This window comes from Streptosporangium canum, assembly GCF_900113865.1.
Taxonomy (GTDB): Bacteria; Actinomycetota; Actinomycetes; order Streptosporangiales; family Streptosporangiaceae; genus Streptosporangium; species Streptosporangium canum.
The window spans coordinates 488,444-513,230 of sequence record NZ_FOQY01000001.1; the positions used below are offsets into that span (position 1 = coordinate 488,444).

21 protein-coding genes are annotated in these 24,787 nt (G+C 70.8%); 13 read left to right on the forward strand and 8 right to left on the reverse strand.

Going from position 1 to position 24,787, the window contains the following annotated elements; all coding sequences use genetic code 11:
• The first annotated feature begins 60 nt into the window (after positions 1-60).
• Together BM085_RS02170 and BM085_RS02175 are read left to right on the forward strand one after the other, a co-directional pair.
• Positions 61-330: a DUF1876 domain-containing protein gene (locus tag BM085_RS02170; RefSeq protein WP_093885373.1), complete on the forward strand. Its 270-nt coding sequence runs from the start codon at positions 61-63 to the stop codon at positions 328-330.
• A 1,431-nt stretch (positions 331-1,761) separates the two neighbouring features.
• Complete coding sequence (locus BM085_RS02175; RefSeq protein WP_093885374.1) at positions 1,762-3,159, forward strand: MFS transporter; 1,398 nt, start codon at positions 1,762-1,764, stop codon at positions 3,157-3,159.
• A gap of 115 nt (positions 3,160-3,274) precedes the next feature.
• Here BM085_RS02175 and BM085_RS02180 read toward each other — a convergent pair whose 3' ends face one another.
• Complete coding sequence (locus BM085_RS02180; protein WP_093885318.1) at positions 3,275-4,438, reverse strand: FAD-dependent monooxygenase; 1,164 nt, start codon at positions 4,436-4,438, stop codon at positions 3,275-3,277.
• Positions 4,439-4,490: 52 nt separating this feature from the next.
• Entirely contained in the window at positions 4,491-7,601 is a 3,111-nt protein-coding gene (locus BM085_RS02185) for an ATP-binding protein (protein ID WP_093885319.1), read from the reverse strand.
• Between the two features lie 437 nt (positions 7,602-8,038).
• Between BM085_RS02185 and BM085_RS02190 the strand changes: the two genes are divergently transcribed.
• Positions 8,039-9,973, forward strand: a complete 1,935-nt coding sequence (locus BM085_RS02190) for a multicopper oxidase family protein (protein WP_245789063.1) — start codon at positions 8,039-8,041, stop codon at positions 9,971-9,973.
• 339 nt (positions 9,974-10,312) lie between these two features.
• Here the strand turns inward: BM085_RS02190 and BM085_RS02195 are convergent, their stop codons facing one another.
• Entirely contained in the window at positions 10,313-10,948 is a 636-nt protein-coding gene (locus tag BM085_RS02195) for an alpha/beta fold hydrolase (protein ID WP_093885321.1), read from the reverse strand.
• A gap of 108 nt (positions 10,949-11,056) precedes the next feature.
• Between BM085_RS02195 and BM085_RS45655 the strand changes: the two genes are divergently transcribed.
• Positions 11,057-11,587, forward strand: a complete 531-nt coding sequence (locus BM085_RS45655) for a CGNR zinc finger domain-containing protein (RefSeq protein WP_093885322.1) — start codon at positions 11,057-11,059, stop codon at positions 11,585-11,587.
• Positions 11,588-11,781: 194 nt separating this feature from the next.
• Positions 11,782-12,459, forward strand: a complete 678-nt coding sequence (locus BM085_RS02205) for a sulfotransferase family protein (protein ID WP_093885323.1) — start codon at positions 11,782-11,784, stop codon at positions 12,457-12,459.
• Between the two features lie 103 nt (positions 12,460-12,562).
• On the opposite strand, the gene BM085_RS02210 is transcribed toward BM085_RS02205, so the two are convergent.
• Positions 12,563-13,012 (reverse strand): hypothetical protein, encoded by a 450-nt coding sequence (locus tag BM085_RS02210; protein WP_093885324.1) that lies wholly within the window; start codon positions 13,010-13,012, stop codon positions 12,563-12,565.
• A 189-nt stretch (positions 13,013-13,201) separates the two neighbouring features.
• The gene (locus BM085_RS02215) at positions 13,202-16,405 is read right to left on the reverse strand and encodes an AfsR/SARP family transcriptional regulator (RefSeq protein WP_093885375.1); all 3,204 of its coding nucleotides are present in this window, start codon (positions 16,403-16,405) and stop codon (positions 13,202-13,204) included.
• Positions 16,406-16,497: 92 nt separating this feature from the next.
• Between BM085_RS02215 and BM085_RS02220 the strand changes: the two genes are divergently transcribed.
• Together BM085_RS02220 and BM085_RS02225 are read left to right on the forward strand one after the other, a co-directional pair.
• The gene (locus tag BM085_RS02220; RefSeq protein WP_093885325.1) at positions 16,498-17,106 is read left to right on the forward strand and encodes an NADPH-dependent FMN reductase; all 609 of its coding nucleotides are present in this window, start codon (positions 16,498-16,500) and stop codon (positions 17,104-17,106) included.
• Complete coding sequence (locus BM085_RS02225; RefSeq protein WP_093885326.1) at positions 17,103-17,639, forward strand: dihydrofolate reductase family protein; 537 nt, start codon at positions 17,103-17,105, stop codon at positions 17,637-17,639. The genes BM085_RS02220 and BM085_RS02225 overlap by 4 nt, the downstream gene beginning before the upstream one ends.
• Before the next feature lie 264 nt (positions 17,640-17,903).
• Here the strand turns inward: BM085_RS02225 and BM085_RS02230 are convergent, their stop codons facing one another.
• On the reverse strand, positions 17,904-18,383 hold the full coding sequence (locus BM085_RS02230) for a Clp protease N-terminal domain-containing protein (protein ID WP_093885327.1): 480 nt from the start codon (positions 18,381-18,383) through the stop codon (positions 17,904-17,906).
• Positions 18,380-18,613, reverse strand: coding sequence for a hypothetical protein (locus tag BM085_RS02235; RefSeq protein WP_093885328.1), 234 nt, complete (start codon positions 18,611-18,613; stop codon positions 18,380-18,382). The genes BM085_RS02230 and BM085_RS02235 overlap by 4 nt, the downstream gene beginning before the upstream one ends.
• Positions 18,614-18,969: 356 nt before the next feature.
• On the opposite strand from BM085_RS02235, the gene BM085_RS02240 reads away from it, so the two are divergent.
• The 3 genes from BM085_RS02240 (at position 18,970) to BM085_RS02250 (ending at position 21,301) form a co-directional block, all read left to right on the forward strand.
• Positions 18,970-19,866 carry an ABC transporter ATP-binding protein gene (locus BM085_RS02240; protein ID WP_093885329.1) on the forward strand — a complete coding sequence of 299 codons (897 nt, stop codon included), beginning with the start codon at positions 18,970-18,972 and terminating at the stop codon, positions 19,864-19,866.
• Entirely contained in the window at positions 19,863-20,711 is an 849-nt protein-coding gene (locus tag BM085_RS02245; protein WP_093885330.1) for an ABC transporter permease, read from the forward strand. The genes BM085_RS02240 and BM085_RS02245 overlap by 4 nt, the downstream gene beginning before the upstream one ends.
• Positions 20,712-20,839: 128 nt before the next feature.
• A complete protein-coding gene (locus BM085_RS02250) occupies positions 20,840-21,301 on the forward strand; it encodes a GNAT family N-acetyltransferase (RefSeq protein ID WP_218158565.1) in 462 nt (153 codons plus the stop codon).
• Positions 21,302-21,641: 340 nt separating this feature from the next.
• Here BM085_RS02250 and BM085_RS02255 read toward each other — a convergent pair whose 3' ends face one another.
• Positions 21,642-22,187 (reverse strand): hypothetical protein, encoded by a 546-nt coding sequence (locus tag BM085_RS02255; RefSeq protein ID WP_143120765.1) that lies wholly within the window; start codon positions 22,185-22,187, stop codon positions 21,642-21,644.
• Between the two features lie 138 nt (positions 22,188-22,325).
• Here BM085_RS02255 and BM085_RS44140 point away from each other — a divergent pair, with 138 nt between their 5' ends.
• From BM085_RS44140 to BM085_RS02265, 3 genes are all read left to right on the forward strand, one after another.
• Positions 22,326-22,490: a hypothetical protein gene (locus tag BM085_RS44140; RefSeq protein WP_177244919.1), complete on the forward strand. Its 165-nt coding sequence runs from the start codon at positions 22,326-22,328 to the stop codon at positions 22,488-22,490.
• Between the two features lie 237 nt (positions 22,491-22,727).
• Positions 22,728-23,228, forward strand: coding sequence for a SigE family RNA polymerase sigma factor (locus BM085_RS02260; RefSeq protein ID WP_093885332.1), 501 nt, complete (start codon positions 22,728-22,730; stop codon positions 23,226-23,228).
• Complete coding sequence (locus tag BM085_RS02265; RefSeq protein WP_093885333.1) at positions 23,225-24,535, forward strand: TolB family protein; 1,311 nt, start codon at positions 23,225-23,227, stop codon at positions 24,533-24,535. Before BM085_RS02260 ends, BM085_RS02265 begins: the two co-directional genes overlap by 4 nt.
• Positions 24,536-24,787: the final 252 nt, after the last annotated feature.

Sequence of the window (24,787 nt, forward strand, 5' to 3'; positions counted from 1 at the left end):
GACTAATGCCCCTTCCGGTCACGCCGACGGAGGAGGAAGCTTGAACGGGAGGTGTTCGTAATGGACTCAAAGCAATGGGATGTGCAGATATTCATCAGTGAGGACGACAACGACGACGTCACCACTGCCAAGGCGGTGCTGACGACGCCTGACGGCAGAAGGCGCGAGTGCGTCGCATACGCCCGGCGCAACCCGGCGGACCAGCCTGTTCCGGCGATCGGTGACGAGCTGGCGGCGGGGCGTGCTCTGGCCGACATGGCCGGCAAGCTGATGAGAGACGGCGCCGAGGACGTCGCCCAGTTGGCAGGGCATGCGCCCAGGGCATGGTGAGCTCCGGCTCACCCCAAGGGCCTCCGGCGGATCCGCCGGAGGCCCCCACCTGCCGCCGGCGACGGACCAACGCCAGCGGATCGCCACCACCGGACCATCGCCGGATCACCGCCGCACCACCACTGGATCACCGCCGGATCACCACCGCCGGATCACCGCCGGATCACCACTCCGGCTCCGTCCGAGACCGGTCCGGCCGACCCTGCCCTCTCCCGGGCCGGAAGGACCGGGAGCCGGCCTCTGCCCGCGAAGGCCGCCTGATCATCCCTCCCCCGGGACGCCTGACGTTCCCGTCCTCGGACCGTCCGAACGCCCGGCTCCTGTGCCGCCCGGTGACTGGGCCGTCCGGCCGCCCGTAGCCCCAGTCCCTGTCGTACCTGGCGTCCGGACCGTTGGAACGTCCGTACCCCCGGTCCCTGGCATCCGGACCATTGGAACGTCCGTACCCCCGGTCCCTGGCATCCGGACCGTTGGAGCGCCCGTATCCCCGGTCCCTGGCATCCGGACCGTTGGAGCGCCCGTATCCCCAGTCCCTGTCGCTCCCGGCGTCCGGACCGTTGGAGCGCCCGTATCCCCGGTCCCTGCCCCAGTTGGCGGCTGGGCCGTCGGGGCGTCCGTACCCCCGGTCCCTGTCGTACCTGGATCCCCGGTCCCTGTCGTACCTGGCGTCCGGGCCCTGCTGCCTGGCCCGTCGGCCACCGGACTGCTTGGGCGCCGGCCCTCCGGGCCGCCCGAACGCCCACTCCCGGTCGCGCCTGGCATCCACGCCCGGCCGCCTGGTCCTCCAGTCACCGGGCCGCTTCACGCCCGACCCTCCCAAGCGACCGAACCCCCGGTCCCGGTCGCGTCTGCCGGCCGAGTCCGGCCGCCTGACCGTCCAGCTCGCAGGTCGCTTGACGGAGGAGTGTCCCGGTCGCTTGACCACCCAGCTCGACGATTGACCTGATGTCGGCTTCGAGTGCTGGACGGCGCCGACCGCCGCCACCCCTATGAGTACGGCCAGCACACCGGCCCTCATGATGCCCATCCGAGCACACCCCCCGCTTTCCGATCTTCCGGGGGGCACACTTGGTCAGACGGATCTCTACCCGAGTTGGCCGCACGACTAACGATCAGATGTGAACATCGCCCAGGTCACGGGCATGGAGCACCGCCGTCCGCATCCGGGCCGTGCGCCCGCCGCGCCGCGACGTGCCAGGCGCAACGTGCCGGGCTCCGCACCCTTACCCCAATAACGGTTCTCCAGTTCCATTAAGCCATCTCCTCGTGCTACTGTCGCCACATCTTAACGGAATAAAAGTCCCATTAGATGGTCCGTCGCGGAGGAAAACCATGTCCACACTCGACCAGGCCCCGCCGGTCACCACGCCCCACCCATCGGACCCGCCGGCGAACGCGACCACGCCGCCAGGCCGGCGACAGGCGGCGCGCATGACAGGGCGCCAGAAACTGGTGCTCGCCCTGCTGCTCGGATCCCAGTTCATGGTCGCGGTGGATTTCTCCATCCTGAACGTGGCCCTCCCCGTGGTCGGCGCCGGTCTGGGCTTCTCCCTGGCCGACCTGCAGTGGATCGCCACCGCCTTCGCCCTGACCGCGGCCGGCTTCACCCTGCTGTTCGGCCGGGTGGCGGACCTGTTCGGCCGTAAGCGCCTGTTCCTGGGCGGCATGGCGCTGCTCGGCCTGTCCTCCGCCCTCGGCGGCCTCGCCACCTCGCCGGGGATGCTGCTGGTCGCCCGCGTGCTGCAGGGGCTGGCCACCGCGGCCGTCACCCCGGCCGGGCTGTCCCTGCTGACCACCTCCTTCAAGGAAGGGCCGCTGCGGGACAAGGCCCTCGGCCTCAACGGCGCCCTGATGTCGGCCGGGTTCACCGCCGGCGCGATCCTCGGCGGGCTGCTGACCGATCTGCTGTCCTGGCGCTGGGCCTTCCTGATCAACGTTCCGGTGGCCGTCCTCGTGGTGGTCCTGGCCCCGTCCGTCATTCCCGACTCCCGCCCCGCCGGCCGTTCCCGGCTGGACGTGCCCGGCGCCGTCGCCGTCACCGGCGGCCTGCTCACCCTGGTCTACGGCCTCACCCAGGCGGGCGAGACCGGCTGGGGCGACCCCGCCACCCTGGCCGCCCTGGTGGCCGGCGCGGCGCTGCTGGCCGGTTTCTGGTTCATCGAGAAGCGCTCCGCCGATCCGCTCGTCCCCGTGCAGATCATGAAGCGACCCACCGTGGTCTGGGGCAACGCCGTGGGCCTGATCGCCTTCGTCACCGAGACCTCCCTGGTCTTCCTGCTCACCCTCTACCTGCAGAAGGTGCTGGGCTACTCCCCGCTGGCCACCGGACTGGCCTTCGGCGTCCTGGGTCTGGGCACCGTCATCGGCGGCACCTTCGGCGGCAGGGCCGTCGGCCGGATGGGCAACCGCGCCACCATCGTCATCGGCGGCGTCGTCCAGGCCGTCGCCACCGTCTCCCTGGTCGCGCTCGGCACCTCCGGTGCCTGGATCTGGCTGCTGCTGGCGGCCACCTTCATCGGCGGCGTCGGCAACATGTTCATGATCGTTGGATTCATGGTCACCGCCACCTCCGGCCTGCCCGACCGTGAGCAGGGCCTGGCCACCGGTCTGGCCACGATGACCCAGCAGGTCGGCATCACCATGGGCATCCCGATCATGAGCGCCATCGCCACCGCCCGGATGACCGCCCTGGACGGCAGCGGCCCCGGCGCCGTCCTGTCCGGCGTCTCCCTCGCCATCCTCGTCAACTCCGCCGTCGTCCTCGTCGGCGCGGTGCTCGCCGGAGTGTTCCTCGCCCCTCGCCGCGACAAGCACGCACCGGTCAGGTGACCTCGCCTCAGAGGGTGCCGGGACCTCCCGGCACCCCGGCGACGTCGCCCATCCGCCGTCCCCCTTCTCGCCCCCTACGTCCGGCAGGCCCTGGGGGCTGCCGGGAATGACACCGTCAGCGGGCCTGCCGTACGGGCTCGTAGTCCTTCAGGGCGATGCGGGTGGCGAACATGTCGGTCATCTTCAGCATCAGCCCCAGCAGGAAGCCGTACTTGAACGTCCAGTTGCGCATGCGGATCCTGGCCGGGCTGCCGGGCGCGAGGAAGGGGCCGGCGTTGCCGCTCCTGGCTATCTTCGCGTAGCCGCGGAACTCCTGCTCGTACCGCTCGAAGGCCAGGCGGTGATCACCGCCGGCCGCGGCCAGCTCGCCCGCCAGGACGTAGGCGCCGACGAAGGCCAGGCCGGTGCCGAAGCCGCCCAGGGTGTTGCCGTAGGCGGCGTCGCCGAGCAGCACCACCCGGCCCCTGGCGTAGTGGTCGATCCTGACCTGGCTGATCGAGTCGAGGTAGAGGTCGTCCGCCCGCCGTAGCGCGTCGACGATCGCGGGGCCCCGCCAGCCCATGCCCGCGTAGGCCTTGGCCACGATCTGCCTGTGCTGCTCGACGTCGTAGCGGTCGTAGTCGAGCTGCTCGGAGGCGAAGACGAAGAACCCGGGCGCCTTCGGCCCGCCGACGGTGACCATCCTGCCGGGCTCGTTGTACATCTTCGGCACGGGCCCGAAGTCTTCGGGAAGATCGGCCAGGGCGTAGTAGTAGCCGAGGAACGCGACGTGGTCGGACTCCGGGCCGAAGGACAGGCGGCGCACGTTGGAGTGGATCCCGTCCGCCCCTACCACCAGGTCGAACGTGCGCGGCGCGGCGCGCTCGAAGGTGACGTGCACGCCGTCCGCGGTCTCGGTCAGGGACGTGATGGAGTCGCCGAAGACGTATTCGCAGCTAGCGGCCGTCCTGTCGTACAGCAGCCTGGACAGGTCGCCGCGCCTGATCTCGATCTCACCGCCGGTGAACTCGCCGGGGATGACCGCCAGCCTGCGGCCGTCGGCGTCGACGATCTCCTGGTCGGTCCCGCCGGTCTGCAGCCGCCGCACATCCTCCAGGATGCCCATCCGCCGCAGCACGGTGAGGTGGGTCTCGCCCTTGAAGTCGACGGCCTGGCCGCCCGTGCGCAGGGCCGGGGCCTTCTCGACGACGGTGACGTTGAAGCCGTGGCGGTCGAGCCAGTAGGCGAGCGCGGGGCCGCCGATGCTGGCGCCGGAGATGAGGACGTTGGTGTTCTTCATGTCCCGGAGCCTCGCCGAGGCCGCTGACAGCCCGGCGACCACCGGCTGACAGTTACCCGCCGGAGCCGCCCAGGACTGTCAGCGCCTCCTGCCGGCCCATCGCCGCGCCCCGCGCGAACACCGTCGCGAACGCCTCGGCGCCGAGGACGTCCGTGGCGCCCGCGGCGGTCCGGGCGACGTCGCGGTCACCGGTCACGGCCATGCCGCGCAGCGCCACGCCCACGCCCAGCAGCAGTGCGGCCCGCTCCGCCGTACCCGCACGCAGGGCCTGCCCTGCCAGGCCCTCGGCGATGTCGGCGAGGTCGATCGCCGGCGTCGAGCGCAGCGCGGTGGCCAGCGCCTGGCGATGCCTGATCATGGCCTCCCGCGTGTCGCCCGTCGCCTCGGCCAGCCGTCCGAGCGCGGTGAGCACGCGCGAACCGGTGGTCTCGACGATGAATCCACCGCTCTCCGAGGCCGCCAGCGCGGCCCCGAGCCGCCACGCCGCCTCGGTGTGGTCGCCCTCGAAGCGGGCGAGCTCACCCAGCCCCAGGTGGGCCGCCGCCATCGTCTCCGGCCTGCCCGTCCTGCGGGCGAGCTCGGTCACGCGCAGGTAGTCGGCGGTCGCGGCCGCGGTGTCGCCCCGGCGCCGCAGCCCCTCGGCGCGCCTGCACAGCACGTCGGCGATCTCTTCGAGCGCGCCGAGCTCTTCGAGCAGGTCGAGTGCGCCCTGCCACAGCTCCATGGAGCGCGCCCATTCACCGCGCCAGCTCGCGATCAGGCCGAGCCAGTCGAGCCCCTGCGCCTTTCCCCAGCGTTCGCCCACCGCGCCGAAGGCCGCGACCACGGCCTCGAACTCCCGCTCGGCCCTGGCGACCCGGCCGCCCTGCAGCGACAGCAGTGCGCCGCCGAGCCTTTCGAGCGCCTGGCTCCACGGATCGGAGCCGAGCAGCCGCCGCTGCCGTTCGATCGCCTCGGGCGTGGACTCGGGCGGCCCCGCCGTCATCCCCCACAGGGCGGGGGCGAACCGGTGCCGCATCGGCCGGTCCAGCGACTGCATGATCGCTTCCGCGCGTTCCCAGTGCCGCGGCCCCGCGTTCGGTACGGCGTGCAGCACGGCCATGACGTACTCGTCGGCCAGCTCCGCGGGCGGCTCCGACTCGATCGCGTCGAGGAGCCGCACGGCGTGCTGGGTGGCCTGGCCGCGCCTCCCGCTCAGCCACCAGTACATGGCCATGGCGGCGATCAGCCGCAGCGCCGTCGGCTGGTCGTGCCCGACGGCCCAGCGCAGCGCGGCCTGCAGGTTGGCGTTGTCGGCCGACAGGCGGGCCAGCCAGCGGAGCTGCTCCGCCCGGTAGAGGTGGGCGTCGGCGCGCCGCGCGAGGTCGAGGAAGCAGGCGGCGTGGGCGGCGCGCAGCCGCTCCTCCTCGCCCGCCTCCGCCAGCCGTTCGGCGCAGAACAGCCGGATGGTGTCGAGCATCTGGTAGCGGTCGCCATCGGTCTCGACGAGCGACCTGTCCACCAGATCGGCCAGCAGTTCCGCGGTGTCCCGGCCGCAGACCCGCTCGACCGCCTCCAGGCTCGCACCCCCGGAGAACACCGAGAACCGCCTGGCCAGCACCTGTTCGTCGGTGTCCAGCAGGTCCCAGCTCCACTCCACGACCGCGTGCAGGGTCTGGTGGCGGGCGGCGGCGGTGCGGTCGCCGCGCGACAGCAGCCTGAACCTGCCGTGCTCGGCCAGGCGGGTGGCGATCTCCTCGACCGAGAACGTGCGCACCCGCGCCGCCGCCAGCTCGATGGCCAGCGGCAGGCCGTCGAGCGCCGCACAGATCCGCAGGACCGCGCCGAGGTTGCCGGGCTCCAGCGCGAAGCCCTGCCGTACGGCCGCCGCCCGGTCGGCGAACAGCCTGATCGCCGGATAGCCGAGCGGGTCGTCGGGCACGTCGTCGGGCGGCGGGGTGGCCAGGGGCGCCAGCGGGACCAGGTGCTCGCCGGTGATGCCCAGCGGTTCCCTGCTGGTGGCCAGGACGGTCAGGCCGGGGCAGGCGGCGAGCAGCCGGCGGGCGAGCGTGGCGGCCCCGGTGATCACGTGCTCGCAGTTGTCCAGGACGAGCAGCAGCTCCTGCTCGGCCAGCGCCGCCACCAGCCGGTCGGTGGGATCGGGGGGGCCGGACGTGGGCGGCCGCAGCCCGGTCTCGCGCAGGCCGAGCGCGCCGAGCACCGCCTGCGGGGCCTGGTCCCCGTCGTCGAGCGGGGACAGGTCCACGAAGCACGCGTCGCCGCCCCGGCGGGCCGCCGCCTCGACGGCCAGCCTGGTCTTGCCGGTGCCGCCGGGGCCGATGACCGTGACCAGCCGGACGGACCGCAGGGCGTCGATCCGCTCCAGCTCCCGCTCACGGCCGACGAAGCTGGTGAGCTGGGTGGGCAGGCCCGTCCGTGCGGCGCGCTCGCGCGGCTGCCCGCCGCGCAGGACCGCCAGGTGCACCGCCGCGAGCTCCGGTGAGGGGTCGGCGCCGAGCTCGTCGGCGAGCAGCCGCCGCACGTCGTCGAACACGGCCAGCGCCTCGGCCTGCCGCCCGGCCGCGTGCAGCGCCCGCATCAGCAGCCCACGCGGCCGCTCGCGCAGCGGATGCGCGGCGACCAGCTCCTGCAGCTCGGCCACCGGGCTGGTCTCGGCGAGGGCCAGCTCCGCGTCGGCGAGGTCCTCCACGGCCGTGAGCCTGAGCTCCTCCAGCCTGCTGACCTGCGTGCCGGCGAACGGCGCGGCGGCGACGTCCGCGAGCGCGGGCCCCCGCCACAGCCCGAGCCCCTCCCTGAGCAGTCCGGCCGCGCCGGCGTGGTGGCCCGCGGCGAGCAGGCGTCGTCCCTCGCGGGCGAGCCGCTCGAACCGGTGCGCGTCGACGTCTTCCGGGTCGATCGCCAGCCGGTAGCCCGCGCCGTGGAACTCGATCAGGTCGGCGGGCAGGTTGCGCCTGAGCCGGGAGATCTGCGCCTGGACGGCGTTGGCCGCGCCCGCGGGCGGGCGCTCGCCGTACTGGCCGTCGATGAGCCGCTCCACGCCGACCGTCCGGCCCGCGTCCAGGAGCAGCAGCGCGAGCAGGGTGCGCGGCCGTGGACCGCCGACGGCGATCAGGTCGCCGTCGGCCGATCGCACCACCAGCGGGCCCAGGATGCCGAACTGCACGAGGTCGATTGTCCCCCACCACCGCCCGGCCGGGGGTCGGCGAGGCTCGCCGGCCGGCTCACCTGGCGCCGGCCAGGATCCATCCGCCCCGGAGCTGGGAGAAGTGCTCCTCCTGATCCGATTCGGCGAACCCCGCGCGTCGGTTTACCCGGTCGATCGGCGCGCGACCGGGTAACGCGGGCGCGCACGGTGAAGCGGGCATCGGCGCATTGAATTATTGGCATATTTCGGAATCGACAGCCCGATATACGGCGACTGACCGACCGTTTGCCAAGCAATGAGACGAGTCGCGACAACCAGACGGCGGCCCCTCAATATGGTTTATCTCGCACAGAAGAGACAGGGCCCGGCACACGCCCGCCTTGCAAAATAAGCAAATGTCCATATTTGCAGCCCATGGCGGAGATTGCCATTTTCGTTAGGAGTTCGGAAGACACATGTCTGAGCTTGTACGGCGACGATTCCTGCAGATCGGCGCGATTACCGGAGCCTCCTTGCTGGCTCCGATCCGGTTCGCCGAAACGTCCTTCGCGCGATCCCTGCCGGGACGAACGGTCGACCCGACCACCATCAGAAAGTATGTGACGCCGCTGGTGATCCCGCCGGCGATGCCACCGGCCAAGACAAAGCACAAGTTCGACTACTACGAGATCGCCGTGCGCCAGTTCAGGCAGCAGATCCTGCCTCCGGGTCTACCGGCGACGACGGTATGGAGCTACGGATCGGTCGATCATCCAAGCTCATTCAACTATCCGGCGTTCACGATAGAAGCTCGCCATCGGCGGTCGATCCAGGTCAAGTGGATCAACGATCTCGTCGACAAGCACGGCTGCTTCCTGCCGCACCTCCTGCCGATCGACCAGACCTTGCACTGGGCGAACCCCCCAGGCGGCAAGCAGCACCGCGACTCGAACGGCACCGACCAGACCCCCTACCGCGGACCGGTGCCGCTCGTCACCCACGTACACGGCAACCACACCTTCGACTACAGCGATGGATACGCCGAGGCGTGGTATCTGCCGGACGCCTCCAACATTCCGAAGGGATACGCACGCGAAGGCTCTTTCTACAATTTCTTCAAGAAGAAGTCGCCGCTGGGCCACGACTGGGACACCGGCGAGGTGGTCTTCGAATACGGCAACGACCAACCGGCCAACACGCAGTGGTACCACGACCACACGCTTGGAATGACCAGGGCCAACGTCTACGCCGGACCGGCCGGCTTCTATCTGCTCCGCGGCGGCCCCAACGACCTGCCGCAAGGTTGCCTGCCCGGCCCCGCGCCGCAGGTCGGCGACCGGCCGGGCAAGCGCTACTACGAGATCCCGCTGGCCGTCCAGGACCGCTCGTTCAACAACGACGGCTCCCTGTTCTACCCCGACAGCCGGGCCTTTTTCGATGGGTTCACCGGCCCGTACGCGCCGGACAGCGACGTGCCGCCGATCTGGAACCCGGAGTTCTTCGCCAACACGATCGTCGTCAACGGGAAGACCTGGCCGGCACTCGGGGTGGAGCCGCGACGGTACCGGTTCCGCGTCCTCAACGGATGCAACAGCCGTTTCCTGATCTTCAAGCTGGTATCCAACCCGCTGGCGCCACGTCCCGCTCCAGCGGTGTTGCCTCTCTGGGTGATCGGCGCGGAAGGCGGCTTCCTGCCCGCCCCGGTATCACTCGACAATCTGCTGCTGTCGCCGGCCGAACGGGCTGACGTGATCGTGGATTTCACCGGCCTGCCGGTGGGCACGGAGATCTATCTGATCAACGAGGGGCCGGACGAGCCCTTCAACGGCCAGCCGGGGACTTTCGCCGATCCCGCCACCACCGGCCAGGTCATGAAGTTCAAGGTCGTGCCGCTCACCTCGCGTGACACCAGCACTCCGCCGGACCGGCTGAAGCTGCCGGCGCCTTCCCCGCTCGGCGCGGAGACCAACCGCAGACAGGTCTCTCTCAACGAGCAGGATTCGGCCGTCCTGCCGGATGTGGGCCCGGTCATAACGCTGCTCGGCACAGTGCAGAACGGCGCGGCTGTCCCGCTGAGGTGGGAAGACAAGATCACCGAGAATCCCGCACTGAACTCCATCGAAGTCTGGGAGATGTACAACTTCACGGCGGACGCGCATCCGATCCATATCCATGAGGTGCAGTTCCAGGTCCTCGACCGGCAGCCGATCGACGGTAGTCCACGGCCACCGGAACCGTGGGAGCGAGGCTTCAAAGACACCGTCATCGCCTACCCCGGAGAGATCACACGGGTGAAGGCGAAATTCGACCTGCCCGGCCAATATGTCTGGCACTGTCACATCGTCGAGCATGAGGACAACGAGATGATGCGCCCCTACCACATTGGGCCGATCCCACCGTCCCTACCATAACCGGGTCGCGCCGATCATCACACAGAATAATTTCCGCAAAACGGCCTTGGCCTGTCACGTGAATTCTTCCGTCACCCCCGGCCCGGCTCCCCCCGAAGGCCGTTCCCGCCGGACGAGCATTCTTGCCCTCACCCGTTTCGAGCACAGCAGACCCAGGTAAAAGCCGCCGAGACCGCCTCAACGAGATGTGAACGGACCGGCCGGCGGCTGAGAGATATCGCACTTACCTGATCGCATCCATTCGCGCCTCCCCGGGAATCAATTCCGCACACCGGGAAGCCGGGCCCGGGAAGGCTTCCGCGCCGCCGGCGCGCTCGGCGCGCCGGACGGGGCGAGCGGTCAGGAGACCTTCCGGCCGAGGAAGTCGCGGATGAGCGCCGCGATCTCGGCGCCGTGGGTCTCCAGGGCGAAGTGCCCGGCGTCCAGGAGGTGGATCTCCGCGTCGGGCAGGTCGCGGGCGTATGCCCGAGCCCCGTCGGCGCCGAAGATCTCGTCGTTCTCCCCCCACGCGACGAGCACGGGCGGCCGGTGCGTACGGAAGTACTCCTGGAAGCCGGGATAGCCGTCGAGGTTGAACTGGTAGTCCCAGAAGAGCTGGAGCTGGATCTCCTTGTTGCCCGGCCGGTCCAGGTAGGCCTGGTCGAGGGTCCAGGTGTCCGGAGTCAGACGGTCGAGCCGGTCTGCGGGAACGCCGTGGGTGTACTGCCACCGGGTCGCCTCCGCCTCCAGGAGCGTACGGACCTCGGCCTCGTTGGCGGCCCGGTCCTTGGCGTGGGCGAACAGGACCTCCCAGAAGGGAGTGAAGCCCTCCAGGTAGGCGTTGCCGCTCTGGCTGATGATCGCGGTCACCCGTTCCGGCTCCCGGCCGGCGATGCGCAGCCCGATCGGCGCGCCGTAGTCCTGGATGTAGAGGGCGAACCGGCCGACGCCGAGAGCGTCCAGCAGCCCGAGGGTGACCCGAGGAGCAGGGATCACACGGGCTACGCCCGATCATTACCTAACCATCTAAATCGCTCTTGTCGGTTAGACCGTACGACCGCGAACCTAACTTGTCAATGCGGCTTTGAGGGTTAGGATTGGACGGTGACCCACAGACCGCTGACCGGCGAGCCTCTGGCCCTCGACCTCGTCAACACCGAGTGGCCCGAGCACGGGCGGATGCTGGACTACCTGGCCGACCCCGCCGGCCTGCGGACCTGGCTCGCCGAGCACGAGGACGAGCTCGGCCCGGTGGATCCGGAGGACCGGCCCCCGCTCGGACCACTGCGACACGCACGGCGCGCGATCCGGCGGGCACTTGAGGAGAAGGAGTACGGCGAGCTCAACACCGTGCTCGCCCACGGCCGGCTCCGGCTGAGCATCGACGGCCACGGACCGGCGGAACGCCCGGAGCTGGACGACCCGGCGTGGCTACCCGCCTGGGAGGCCGGGCGGGCCTTCCTCGACCTCATCCGGACGGCGCCCGCCGGACGGGTGCGGAAATGCGACGGGCCCGACTGCGTGCTCTGGTTCCTCGACACCTCACGCAACGGCCGCCGCCGCTGGTGCTCCATGACCGGCTGCGGCAACCGCGCCAAGGCCCGCGCCCACTACACCCGGGGGCAGGCCGGCTGAGCCGGGCCCGGCCGTCAGGCCCACGCCTCAGGGGCGGCGGACAGGCCACACGAGGTGATCATGATCCTGCTCCCAGGCGGCCCGATGTTCCGCGGGCCACAGCTCCGGGCATCCAGGAGGTGGCGGGCCGGCGGTCACCGACCGGACCCGCCGCCACATGGGACGACGGGACGGCCGGAAGGCCGGGAGGTCACATGCAGGTCATCGGAGCGGGGTTCGGCCGTACGGGGACCGCCTCGCTGAAGGCGGCGCTGGAGCATCTGGGCCTGCGGCCCTGCTACCACATGCTGGAGATCTTCGATCATCCCGAGATGGCCGGGCAGTGGCTGGACATCGCGGAGGGACGGTCGGCGGACTGGGACGCGGTGTTCGGCGGCTACCAGGCCACGGTCGACTGGCCGGGCGCGTCCTACTGGCGCGAGCTCGCCGACCACTACCCCGAGGCCAAGATCCTGCTGAACGTCCGGGACCCCCAGCGGTGGTACAGGAGCATGGAGGCCACGATCTTCAAGCAGGCACGCACGAGGGAGACCCTGGCCGGACGCGCGGGATACGCCGTACTGTGCCGGATGAGCGGTGATTTCGCCACGTTCACCAGGATGACCCGCGAGGTGGTCGTCGAGCGGGTCTTCGACGGCGACATCACCGACAAGGAACACGTCCTGAAGGTCTTCAAGGACCACACCGACACGGTGCGCGCGTCGTTCCCGCCGGACCGGGTGCTGGTCTACGACGTCATGCAGGGCTGGGAGCCGCTCTGCGCCTTCCTCGGCCTCCCCGTCCCCACGGAGCCGTTCCCCCGGCTCAACGACAGTGAGAGCTTCGTCCGCGACGCCCGCCGGCGGATCGCCCGGATGGTCCTGCGCCGCTGAGAGACCGCCCCGTCCACACCTGACACCCCGGCCCGGGGAGGACCGACGGGGGCCGACCGCGACCGGCCCTCCCCTGCGGACCGGTGCGGACCGGTCAGCGGACCTACTTGATCCTGGTCATGCTGGAGTCGTAGCCCCCGCCGCCGGGGTAGACCCACGCGCCGGAGACGGTCTCGCCGTCGGCGCCGAAGGTCCCCCGGTAGTACGCGGGTGAGCCCTTCTCGCCGCCCCAGATGGTCAGGGTGTCACCGTCGAGCTCGTAGACGTAGTCGAAGGTGCTGCCATCCCTGCCGTAGAAGCGGGACTTGATGTCCTCACTGGCCTTCTCCGCGCCGAAGGTCTTCTCACGGCCGATCACCTCGAAGCCGGTGATGCTCTGGCCGTACTGCTCCAGCTCGACGTCCTGGATGAGGAAGAAGCCGCCGTCCAGCCAGCGGTAGGTGACCGTCCCCTCGGCTCCTCCACTCACCCGCCAGGAGCCGACGAGCCGGTCCAGGGCCCTGACCTGCTCGTCGGGCTGCGCGGCCTGCGTGTTCTCGGCGCTCTCCGTCATGATCGTTCCTTCCTGCCGTTCCCCGCGTCGTTACGGTGTCGCTCATATGACCGGCGGGCCGGCGGAAAGGGAGCGGCGCGCGAGAGTGATCTGCGTCACATCCGTTTCGGGCCGGGTCCACGAGGCCGGAGACACGCCGGAGCGGGATCGCAGTGCCCACCCGGCCCCGCCGGGTCCACCGAACAGGCCCTAACCGGCCAGCGCGCGGGCGGCGGCCGGGGTGAGGGCGGCGCCGTGCCGGTGGGCCAGGGTGAAGCGCGGCTCGCCCAGCCGCTCACGCACCTGTGCGGTGATGCGGTCGATGTCCGCCTGCTCGGCCGGCGCGACGCTCTGCCCGGCGCGGAGCGCGGAGGCGGCGCCGAGGAGCCGGGCGGCCTGCTCATGCCGCCCCAGCAGGTCAAGGGCGCCGGCCATGCCGTCCAGCGGAGCCGACAGCTCCCTGCCGCCGGAGAAGGCCGTGCCCAGGTCGAACGCCTCCCGGTGGCGGGCGAGCGCCTCCGGCCCGTCCCCGCGCCGCTCGGCGACGAAACCCAGCTCGCAGTGGATCATCGGCAGGTACGGCGGGGGCGTGCCCTCCACGGCCGTACCGGGACTGCGCTCCAGCACGGAACGCAGGTGCGCCTCGGCCTGGTCCAGCCGTCCCAGCCTGCGCAGCGAGAACGCCAGCCCCATCGTCGCGAACACCTCGCCCGCCCGGTTCCCCTGCTCGGCGTACAACCGGAGGCCGCGCTCGCAGGTCTCGGCCGCGACCGACAGATCCCCGCGTTGCAGCGCCAGCCAGCCGAGCCAGGCGACCCGCCCGGCCACCTCCGCCCACAGGCCCAGCTCCTCGGCCCAGCACAGGCCCTGGCGGTGCAGCCGTTCCGCCTCGGCGTGGTCTCCGGCCAGCTCGGCCAGCGCGCCCAGCCAGCCGGTGGCCTCCAGCTGCCCCCACCGGTCTCCCGCCTCGGCGAACAGCGCCGCGGCGCGCCCGGCGTCACGCCCCAGCCCGTCGAGGTCACCGCGGATGTGGGCCAGCTTGGCCCTGGTGGTCAGCGCGGCGGCGGTGCCCCACCGGTCGTCCAGCCGCTCGAACACCGGCAGCGCCTCGCCTACCAGCTCCTCCGCCGCCACCAGGTCACCCAGGTCGCTGCCGGCATAGGCCAGGAACCAGGCGGCCCTGGCCCGCCCGCCGGGGTCGTCGTGCAGGCGCAACGCGACCTCTCTCCGCCGGTCGCGGTCGCCGTCGTCGCCGTCGCCGTACAGGAAGGCGATCCCGGCGTCCCACGCGAGCGCCCGCCCGCGCAGAGCCGGCTCACCGGAGTCGGGCACGGCCAGCGCCACCGCGAACGACCGCCCGGCCTCGGCCAGCCTCCCCCGCAGGAACCAGTACCAGGCGAGGGCGTTGACCAGCCGCAACGCGGACTCGCCGGCCGGGACCGGGGGAACGGCCGGGCCGGCGGCGGTGGCGAGGGCCGCCCTGAGGTTGGCGGCCTCGGCGTCCAGCCGGCCCAGCCACTCGCGCTGGTCGGCGCCTCGCAGCCGCCGCTCGGCCTGCTCGGCCAGATCGAGGTAGTAGGCGAGGTGGCGGTGCCGTATCAGCTCCTCCTCGCCCGCCTCCCGCAGCCGGTCGGCGCTGTAGGCCGCGACGGACTCCAGCAGCCGGTATCTCGGCCCGGCCGGATCGTCGGTCATGACCACGAGCGAGCGGTCCACCAGGCGGGTCAGCGGGTCGAGCACGTCGTGCCCGCTGACGGCGGCGGCGGCCTCCAGCGTGCAGCCGTCGGCGTGTACGGCCAGCCGGCGCAGCACGGATCGCTCCGTCTCGCCCAGCAGCTCCCAGCTCCAGTCGATCATCGCCATGAGTGTCTGCTGACGCGGCGGCGCGCCCCTGTGCCCGGTGGCGAGCAGCCTGAAGCGATCATCGAGGCGGCGCACCAGCTCGCGTACGCCGAGAGAGCGCACGCGAGTGGCGGCCAGCTCCAGCGCCAGCGGGATCCCGTCGAGGCGGCGGCACAGCACGGCCACATCGGCCGCGTTCTCCTCGTCCAGCGTGAACCCCCGCGACGCGGCCCCCGCCCTGGCCACGAACAGCCGTACCGCCCCGGAGGCGGCCAGCTCGCCGAGACCCGCGTCCGGAGCGGCCACGTCCAGGGGCGGTACGTTCCACACCACCTCGCCGGGCAGCCCGAGCGGCTCCTGGCTGGTGGCCAGCACCCGCAGCCCCGGCGCGGCGGCCAGCAACCGCGCGACCAGCGCGGCCACCGGTTCGACGACGTGCTCGCAGTTGTCGAGGACGAGCAGCGTGCGGCGCCCGCGCAGTGCCTCGACGAGCCGGTCCGCGGGCTGCGCGCCCTCACTGATCCCGAGCACCGCCATGACGGCCTCGGCCAGCCTGGTCTCCGCGTCCACGGCGCCGGGCCGGTCGAGGACGGCCAGTTCGACGAACCACACCTCGTCGAGGCCGGCTGCGGCCTCGACGGCGAGCCTGGTCTTGCCGACGCCGCCGGGCCCGGTCAAGGTCACCAGCCGCTCGCCGGCCAGCCGCTCGCGCAGCTCGGCGACGGCGCTGTCCCGGCCGATGAGCGCGCCGAGCGGCGTCGGCAGATTCGTCCGGCCGGGGGACGGGGCGGGGGACGAGCCTGGGGACGGGTCGAGGGACGGGCCTGGGGACGGGCCGCCCGCGACGGACTGCGTGAGGACCTGCCGGTGCAGGGCGACAAGGTCCGGGCTGGGGTCCAGGCCGAGCTCCTCGGCCAGCACGGCGCGCAGGCGCTCGTAGCTGCCGAGCGCCTCGCTCTGGCGCCCGGACCGGTACAGCGCGAGGATGTGCGCGGCGCGCAGCCGTTCGCGCAGGGGGTGGGCGGCGACCAGCTCCCCCAGCTCACCGGCGAGCAGCGCGTGCTCGCCGAGCGCGAGCCGTACCTCGGCCAGCTCCTCCACGGCGGCCAGCCGCCGCTCCTCCAGCCGGGCCGCCGCCGCGCGCGCGAACGGCGCGTCGGCGAAGTCGGCGAACGCGTTCCCCCGCCACAGGCCCAGCGCCCGTCCCAGCAGCTCGGCCCGCTCACCGGCGGCGGCCCGCCCGGCGGCTTCCAGCCAGGCGTCGAAGTCGACGGCGTCGGTCTCGGCCTTCAACAGGTATCCGGCCGGCTGGTGGGACACGAGCTCACGTGCCCCCGGCTCGGCGTCCTCCAGCACGCGCCGCAGCTGTGACACCTTCGCCGACAGCGCGCCCGCCGGGTTGCCCGGCAGGTCGTCGCCCCACAGGTCGTCGATGAGCCGGTCGGCCGGCACCGGGCGGCCCTCGTGCAGGAGCAGGTCGGCCAGCAGCGCCCGGACCTTCAGCCCCGGCACCGCGACCGGCTCCCCCGCCGATGTCCACACCGCCACCGGCCCCAGCATCCCGAAGCGCATGCGGGCCACGATAGCCGGGCCGTAAGACAACCGGAAAGATCCCGTAAAGCACCTCCGGCACAGTGGACTCACACGGCAGGAGGGAGGACGCGATGAGCGGGCAGACCGGGCAGGCCGCCCCGTTGCGGGTCGCGGTGATCATCGCCAGCACCAGGAGCGGGCGGTTCGGGCCGACCGTCGCGGGCTGGTTCGCCGGCCGGGCGGCGCGGCGGAGCGATCTTGAGATCGAGATGGTCGATCTGGCGGAGACGGGCCTGCCGGAGCGGCTGGTGGACGAGGGCGAGCCGCGCCCGCCCCAGGTCGTCGCCCTGTCGGGGCGGCTGGCCGCGGCCGACGCCTTCGCCGTGATCACCCCCGAGTACAACCGCAGCTTTCCCGCCGCGCTCAAGACGGCCATCGACTGGTACTACGAGGAATGGCAGGCCAAGCCGGTCACATTCGTCGCCTACGGCCGCGACTCGGGCGGCCTGTACGCGATCGACCAGCTACGTCAGATCTTCACCGAACTACACGCCGCCGTCCTGAGCGACGCCATCACGCTGCCCCGCTACTGGGAGCTGTTCGCCGCGGACGGCGGCTGGCCCAAGGCGTCGGCGGACTGCAACACCGCACTGCCCGCCGTCCTGGACCGGCTGGCCTGGTGGGCCAGGGCCCTCCGGGACGCGCGGGCCGCACACCCCTACCCAAGGAGACAGTCATGAGGAAGATCATCGCTTCCACGTTCAGCACCCTCGACGGCTTCATCGACGAGCCGCACACCTGGTCCATGGAGCACAACAACGACGAGTGGGCCGCGTACTCCAGTGGCCAGCTCTCGGAAGCGGGCGCGCTGCTCATGGGCCGGGTCACGTTCGAGGGGATGGCCCAGACCTGGCCGGCCATGCCCAGCAACCCGTTCGTCGACAAGATCAACTCGATGCCGAAGTACACCGTCTCGTCGACGATCGACAAGAGCGACTGGGCCAACTCCACCGTCATCCCCGCCGCCGACCTGGTGCCGGCGATCACCAAGCTGAAGGAGGAGCCCGGCGGCGACATCATCGTCTGGGGCTGCGGCCGGCTCACCGACGCGCTGCTGGAGGCCGGCCTGATGGACGAGTACAGGATCTGGGTCTACCCCGTGGTGCGCGGGCACGGGCAGCGGTTCTGGAGCGAGGGCCTCTCGGCGAAGCTGTCGCTGACCGAGGCGCGGACCTTCGGCCAGGTGGTGCTGCTCGACTACCGGACCACCTGACCGGGTCCCCCGGGCCCGCGCCACCACGGGCTTCCGTACGGCCGGAGCCGCGTCGGGCCTTCCGCCGCGAGGCGCCCCGCACACCGCTACGCGACCATCGAACCCCCGCCGGGACACCTCAGGCGGGGGTTTCGGCGCTTCCGCGCGGCGCCGTACGGGGTGCTCCCCGCCGCGCGGGCGGGTGAGGGGCGGCGGGAAGGGTGCGTGCCGACCGGACCATGACAGAGCCGGTTCACGCCGGCACATAGCGCGGTGGGTGAGGGTTTACCAGGTCTCGCCGGCGAGCGTCTGCCGGGTGCGTGCCATCAGGTCCACCCGGTTGACGCCGGCCAGGGCCAGCGCGCGAGGTACAGCGCCGATCTCGGCGCCCAGGACGCCGAGCAGCAGATGTGCGGGACGCAGGTCCTTCTTGCCGGTGGAGGCGGCGAAGCCTCGTTCGAGCGCGAGTCGCGCCGAGGCGCCCATCTTCGGTGGTTCGGGGGCAGGGCTCGGCTTCGGGAGGTCGAAGGCGGTGAGGTTCACTCCGACCGCGTCCAGGCTGTGCTCGAACTCGCGGTCGAGCGCCTCCCTGATCGCCTGCCGTCCGAATCCCGCCGTGGTCAGTACGCGGTAGGCGGCGGTGCCCTCGTGGGCGGCGAGCGCCAGGAGGAGGTGATGGGCCTCGGTCGCCGCCGAGCCGTCCTCCCGCGCCTCCGCCGCCCCCTCCTCCATGATCGCGTTGATGTAGTGGTCGATCGCGCTCATCGTCGTCTCCTCAGCGTGACGCCGGCGGCGATGAGCCGCTTGGCGTGCTTCTTGTGGACCGCCTGGCGGGTGACACCGAGGGCCTCGGCGACGTCCGGCCAGCCCCAGCCCGCGCGCATGGCCTGCTCCACGGCGGCGTCCTCGAGCCGATCGGCCAGATGCCGCAGCGCGGCGACGGCCGCCAGCGCGTCGGCGGGGTCCTGGGGAACGGGTATGTCCTGTGCCGGCATGTGAGCAACTATAGTTGACAGCGCACGATAGTCAACTTGAGTTGCCAAACATGACCTGGCGTGACACCAGGGCGGCGCGGCCTGAGGCCGCGATCACATCCGGCCGCACACAAGGGCGACCGCCGCCACTTCGCGACGCCGAACACATACCCGCCAGGCCGGGGATTTTGCCGCCATAAGCAACATGGGTTGACTAACCTGAAATTAGTCAACTACGGTTGCTTGTATGGCGTCGAGCCGCCGATGGACCGGCGTTGCGACGCCTCGGGCGATCCGATTTTGGGGTCCGCGAAGAAATGAGACGACGTGAACAACCCTCTGTTCAAGCTTGTAATAACTGAAACAGGAAGGCGGTGATGACGGACAGGGCCGTCGTGCTCCATGTCGAAGGCCTGCGCATGCGCTACGGCACGACTGACGTCCTGCGCGACGTGAGCTTCCAAGCGCGCCAAGGAGAAGTGCTGTGCCTGCTCGGGCCGAACGGCGCAGGAAAGACCACCACGATCGAGATCATGGAGGGGTTCCGGTTGCGGTCGGCAGGCCAGGTCGACGTACTCGGCACCGATCCGGCCCGCGGTGACGAGCACTGGCGGGCCAGGGTGGGGATCGTCCTGCAGTCCTGGCGCGACCACGGCAAGTGGCGGGTGCGCGAGCTGCTGGAGCATCTGGGGTCGTATTACCGCGCCTACTCCACCGAGGCGACAACACGGCCGTGGGACGCACAGCGGCTCATCACCGCAGTCGGCCTGACGGAGCAGGCGGACAAGAAGGTGAGGATGCTCTCCGGAGGGCAGCGGCGCCGGCTGGATGTCGCGATCGGTCTCGTGGGCCGGCCCGAGTTGGTGTTCCTCGACGAGCCCACCGCCGGGCTCGACCCGGTGGCCCGGCACGGTTTCCACGAGCTCATCGAGGGTCTGGCCGAGGAGGGCGAGACCACGATCCTGCTCACCACCCACGATCTGGCCGAAGCCGAGAAGCTCGCCGACCGCATCCTGGTCCTGGAAGGGGGCCGGATCATCGCGGACGGCACGGCGGCCGAGCTCGCCCGGCAGATCGCCGGAGAGGACGAGGTGAGCTGGACTCACTGCGGGCGCAGCTTCCGGCAGTCGACGACCGAGTCGACCCGGCTGGTGTTCGAGCTGTTCAAGGAGTACGGCGAGGCGATCGGGGACCTCGAGGTCCGTCGCGCCTCACTGGAGGACACCTATCTGTCCCTGGTGCGCCAGGCCGAATCCGAGGGAGCGGCTCGATGAATCCGACCGTGATGGCATGGCGCGCGGGCTGGTCGCGCGGCGTGATCGAGCTGCGGCAGTCGCTCACCAACGCCGGGGATCTGTTCAACCATTTCTTCTGGCCTGTGCTGATGTTGGGCGCCACGTTCTTCATGCGCGATGTGTCCTTCGGGCAGAGCGGATTCACCCTCGGCGCGTTGGCCCTGCCGAGCATCCTCGGCATGAACGCCGCGATGTCCATGGTGAGCATGAGCCAGCAGCTCACCGCCGACCGTGAGGACGGGACCCTGCTGCGGGCGAAAGCGACGCCGAACGGCATGATCGGCTACCTGACGGGAAAGATCATCTCTGTGTCCGGCGGCCTGGTCGTCGATCTCGCGATCTTCCTGGTTCCCGGCCTGTTCATCATCTCCAGCCTGGCCGTCGACGACGCGAGCTCCTGGTTGACGCTGATCTGGGTGCTGGTGCTCGGACTGGTGGCCACCCTTCCGATCGGCGCGGTGCTGGGGTCGGTGTTCGTCAGCGCACGCAGCCAGGGACTACTCCAGCTGCCGATCCTCGCCATGATCGCGATTTCCGGGATCTTCTACCCGATCACGGCTCTGCCGGAGTGGGTGCAATGGATCGCCCAGGCGTTCCCGGTCTACTGGCTCGGTCTCGGCATGCGGTCGGCGCTGCTGCCCGACAGCGCGGTCATCACGGAGATCGGCGAATCCTGGCGGCACCTGGAGACCATCGGGGTGCTGGGCGCCTGGGCCGTGCTCGGCCTGGTCCTGGCGCCGATCGTGTTGCGCAGGATGGCGCGCGGGGAATCGGGCTCCAGCGTGGCCGCACGCCGTGAGAAAGCCCTGCAACGGACCGGTTAGGGCCACCCGGTTCCCGTGTGTGCTTCGATGCTTCGGTGATTCGACTGACTGTTTCCACGGCTGATGGATCTCCGGCGGCTTGCGTTGTCAGGCCGCGTGACGCGTCTGACATCGATGAGTGCGTCCGGGTGCTCGCTCAGGTCCATGACGGTGACGGCTATCCGGTGAACTGGCCGGACCGGCCCGGCGAGTGGCTGATGGAGCCCTCCCAGTTCGCGTCCTGGGTGGCGGAACTGGACGGGCGCGTCGTCGGACACATCGGTCTGTCCTGTGGCGGGGCCGGGGACGTGGCACCGATCCACTGGAGCCGTCTCGAAGGCAGGCCTGTTCGGTCCACTGCGGTGGTCAGCCGTCTGTTCGTCTCACCCACGGCTCGTGGATACGGAATCGGCGCCCTGCTGATGGCCGAGGTCGTGAGGGAGGCACAGGAGCGTGATCTGCACCCGGTTCTCGACGTCGTGGCCACTGACACGGCGGCAGCCGCTCTGTACGAACGTCTGGGCTGGCGCTTGCTGGCCACGGTCGACCAGCGGTGGAGTCCGGCTCAGACAGTGACCGTGCACTGCTACGCCGCGCCTGCGCCGATTTGAGAGTGCCGGTGAGCATGCCGCGACTCACCGCCTCTCGCGACCTGGTGCAAGCGCCAGGCGTCTGCCTTCCACCTCTCGGTTCGAACGGTCGGTCGGTCCTTCTGGGCCGGCAACCGGTGGGACAACGTCTGAAACTCGGAGGTGGCTGCCCCGCTCTCCGTCACGGGAGAGCGGGGCGATTTCCGTCTTGCGCCTGAACCTGGCCGACGAGCGCCCCGTCCTCGATGAGGATGCCGTTCACGCCCTACTCCTGCCACACAGGGTCTACACATCCTCCGGTGTCACATCAGTCCGACAGGGAGCGCGACCTCACCCGACGTGCGCCAGATCGCCTGCCCTGTCAGTCATGGACCTTGAAGTCCCCGTGGCTCGTCTCGAGAATCGGCGCCGTGCCCTGGCAATCGTTGATCGGCGCGTTCATGAACCCCCACATCCAGTAGAGCCTGTCGGAACGGCCGTTGTCGTGCACGGTGAACGAGACCTTCTGGCCGGTGACGTCCGTGTTCTTCTCATCTGTAAGGTTCGCGTAACCACGGGTGATGACGCCGGTGGCGACGGCGACCTCACCGCCCACCAGCAGACAGGTGATCTTCCCCTCGAACTCGGCGACGACGCCACCGGTCCTACCCTTCCCGTGGAACGCCTTGAAAGTCCCCTTCGTGGTGCCGGGTCCGCCACGGGCCTCGATCTGGAACTTCACCGGGTCCCCGGCCCAAGGTCCGAACGACTTGGTCAGTTTGCCGCCCGCGGATCCGGACAGCCGGGGCTCAGAGTCGGAAGGCGCGGTTGCGGCGAAGGACGCCGTCGCCGTTCCGGTGATCAACGCAAGCGTGGCAGCCAGTCCGGCGATTCCACGTCGTCTCCACAGCTTTTTCGTATCGGTCACGTCGCGACTCCCTCGGTGGATTGCGTTCTACGGCTCCGCCAATCTGCCACCGCGGGGGTGCCCTGGACGTCGTCGTCAGGTCTCGACGAGATCCTCCGGAGGTCGCGATCGGGGTCATCCCCCAAGAGGACCGCGTTCATGGTGAGCGGGGGTCGCCGCCCCGGTGGCCATGATCGACCGGCAAGCGACCGACCGCACGTCGAGGTGCCTCAGCCCGGCCGCCCGAGCGTCCTCGCCGGGCTCGGCGTCGAACTCCACGCGCACGAGGTGGTCCTGCGCACCGGGGAGTGGAAAATCGCCTGATCAACCCGACGAAATGCGACAGAACGAATCAACGCCGGGGCCCTGCCGGCACACCGCGTCGTTGATGTCCCAGGTGATCAGGTTCTCCGCGCCGGCCTGGGCCGGGCATCACACGGTGCGCGCGGACACCGGCGATCCGGTCCGAGGCATCCGGGATCACGAGAAAATATTTCGCCGCGCGGTTCAACATCTTCGTCCCTTCGGCCGTCTGGGACATGACGACCGAAGGGACGACAAGTGGATGACGAACCGGGCTTCGACGCATTCGTGGCCGAGCAGGCGGACGCGCTGCTCCGCTACGGATACGTCCTGACCGGCAACCCGCACGACGCCGCCGACCTGGTCCAGGAGGCCCTGGTACGGCTGCGCGGCGCCTGGCCGCGAGTGAGACGCAAGGACAGCCCGCACAGCTACGCCCGGACCACGATGGCGCGGCTGCACATCAGCGTCTGGCGGCGGCGCAGGCGTGAACACCTCACCGGAGAGCCGCCGGAGCGGGCTCAGCACGAAGTCTTCCCTCCCGACGAGGATCAGGGTCTCTGGGAGGAGCTGGCCGCGCTGCCCCGCAGACAGCGTGCCGTACTGGTGCTGCGCTACTACGAGCAGCTCGCCGACGCCGAGATCGCCAAAGTGCTCGGCGTCTCTCCCGGCACCGTGCGCAGCCACGCCTCCCGGGGCCTGGACAATCTGCGTTCCTCCCTCTCCCCCGCACCGGCGACCCACGGGAGCATGCGATGACCGATCTGGAAGACAAGCTGAGCCGCGTCCTCTCCGGGGCGGCGGACCGTGCGCCGCAGGCGCCGGCCGGGCTGACCGCGGCGGTCAAGGCGCGCCATCACCGGCGGCGGGCGCGGGCCGCCGCCGTGCTCGCGGCCGCGGCCGTGGTCGTGGTGGCGGGCGGGGCGGGCACGGCGGTGAGCGCCCTGCGCGCGACGGCCGCGCCGCAGCCCGCGACCGGCGCGACCGGCGAGGCCACGCCGTCGGCGGGCGAGCTCCCGCCGCCCATCGAGAAGGTGTGGCCGCAGGCCGTACACAAGATCCCGGCCAGGCTGCCCGACGGCCGCGCGTACTACCCGCAGCTCCTCCTCGACGATCGCACGCTGCTGGTCATGACGGGCGGCCCCGACGGGGACCGCCAGTTCCTGTGGAGCTACGACCTGGAGACCGGCGCACCCAGGCAGATCGCCGAGATCCCCCCGACGAAGGGATCGGCGATCTTCGCCGATGACGTCGCCGCCGGTGGCGGCGACATCGTCTGGTGGGCGTCCTACAAGGAGGCGGGTAGCCCACGGGTCGCCCGGATCTGGACGGTGCCGGCCACCGGCGGCCGGCCTCGGCCGGTGACCGACGTCCCCCTCGGAAACGTCATGAAGCAGGGGCACATCAACGGGCTGACGGTGGCGGGCTCCGACGTGGTCTTCGCCTACGAGAAGGGCGGGGTCTACCGGGTGCCGCTGAGCGGGGGCCGTCCGCAGCCGGTGAAGGGCGCCGAGCGGCACCACGTCCTGCGGTGGCCGTGGGTGGGCGTCCACCACGGGAAGGCGATCTTCAGCGAGCTGCTCAACGCCGAGACCGGTGAGCGGCGCGACGCCGTGCTCAAGGCCGGCGAGGAGGTCAGGTGCGGCGTCGAGCGGTGCGCGGGCATGGCGGTGCGATACAAGACCGTCAAGGTCGAACGCCCCCGCGACCGCTCCGGGAAGGAGATCAAGTGCGGCACTCGCCGGTGCCCGGACACGGAGCGGACCCAGACCGTCCTGCGCAGGTTCGTCCGCGACCGCGACGGCTCCGGGGAACGTGAGCTGCCGACCAACTTCCAGACAGGTGACGACGCCGGCCTTGAGCGCTTCTTCAAGGTCGATGTGATGGGGCCGGGAGACCAGCCCGTCCTGACGCTCTACGACGCCGACACCGGCAGGTCCGCCGATCTCGGCATACGGCCGGACGCGAAGGGAGCCATGGGGATCCCCGACGGCGGCCTCGACCGGCTGATGACCTACCCGATCAAGGACGAGATGTACGTCCTGGACCTGGCGGCGATCAAGTAAGAGACCCGGGACGGCAGATGACGTCTCGCCCGGGATCGTCTGACGGGAAGTGCACAGGCAAGTGACGCCGGGGGCGTGCACTTCCCGTCAGCCGACCACGCTCCTCAGCCGGGAAGCGCGCAGGCGGGCGACCTTCCCAGCGGGGTTCTCGCTTTTTCCGTCCCGCCCCCCATCGAGCCGCTCCACCATGCGGCAGGACGGAGATCGTCCAGGGACGCTCCGCCGTCCCCTCACCAGGGTCCCGGCGCGGCG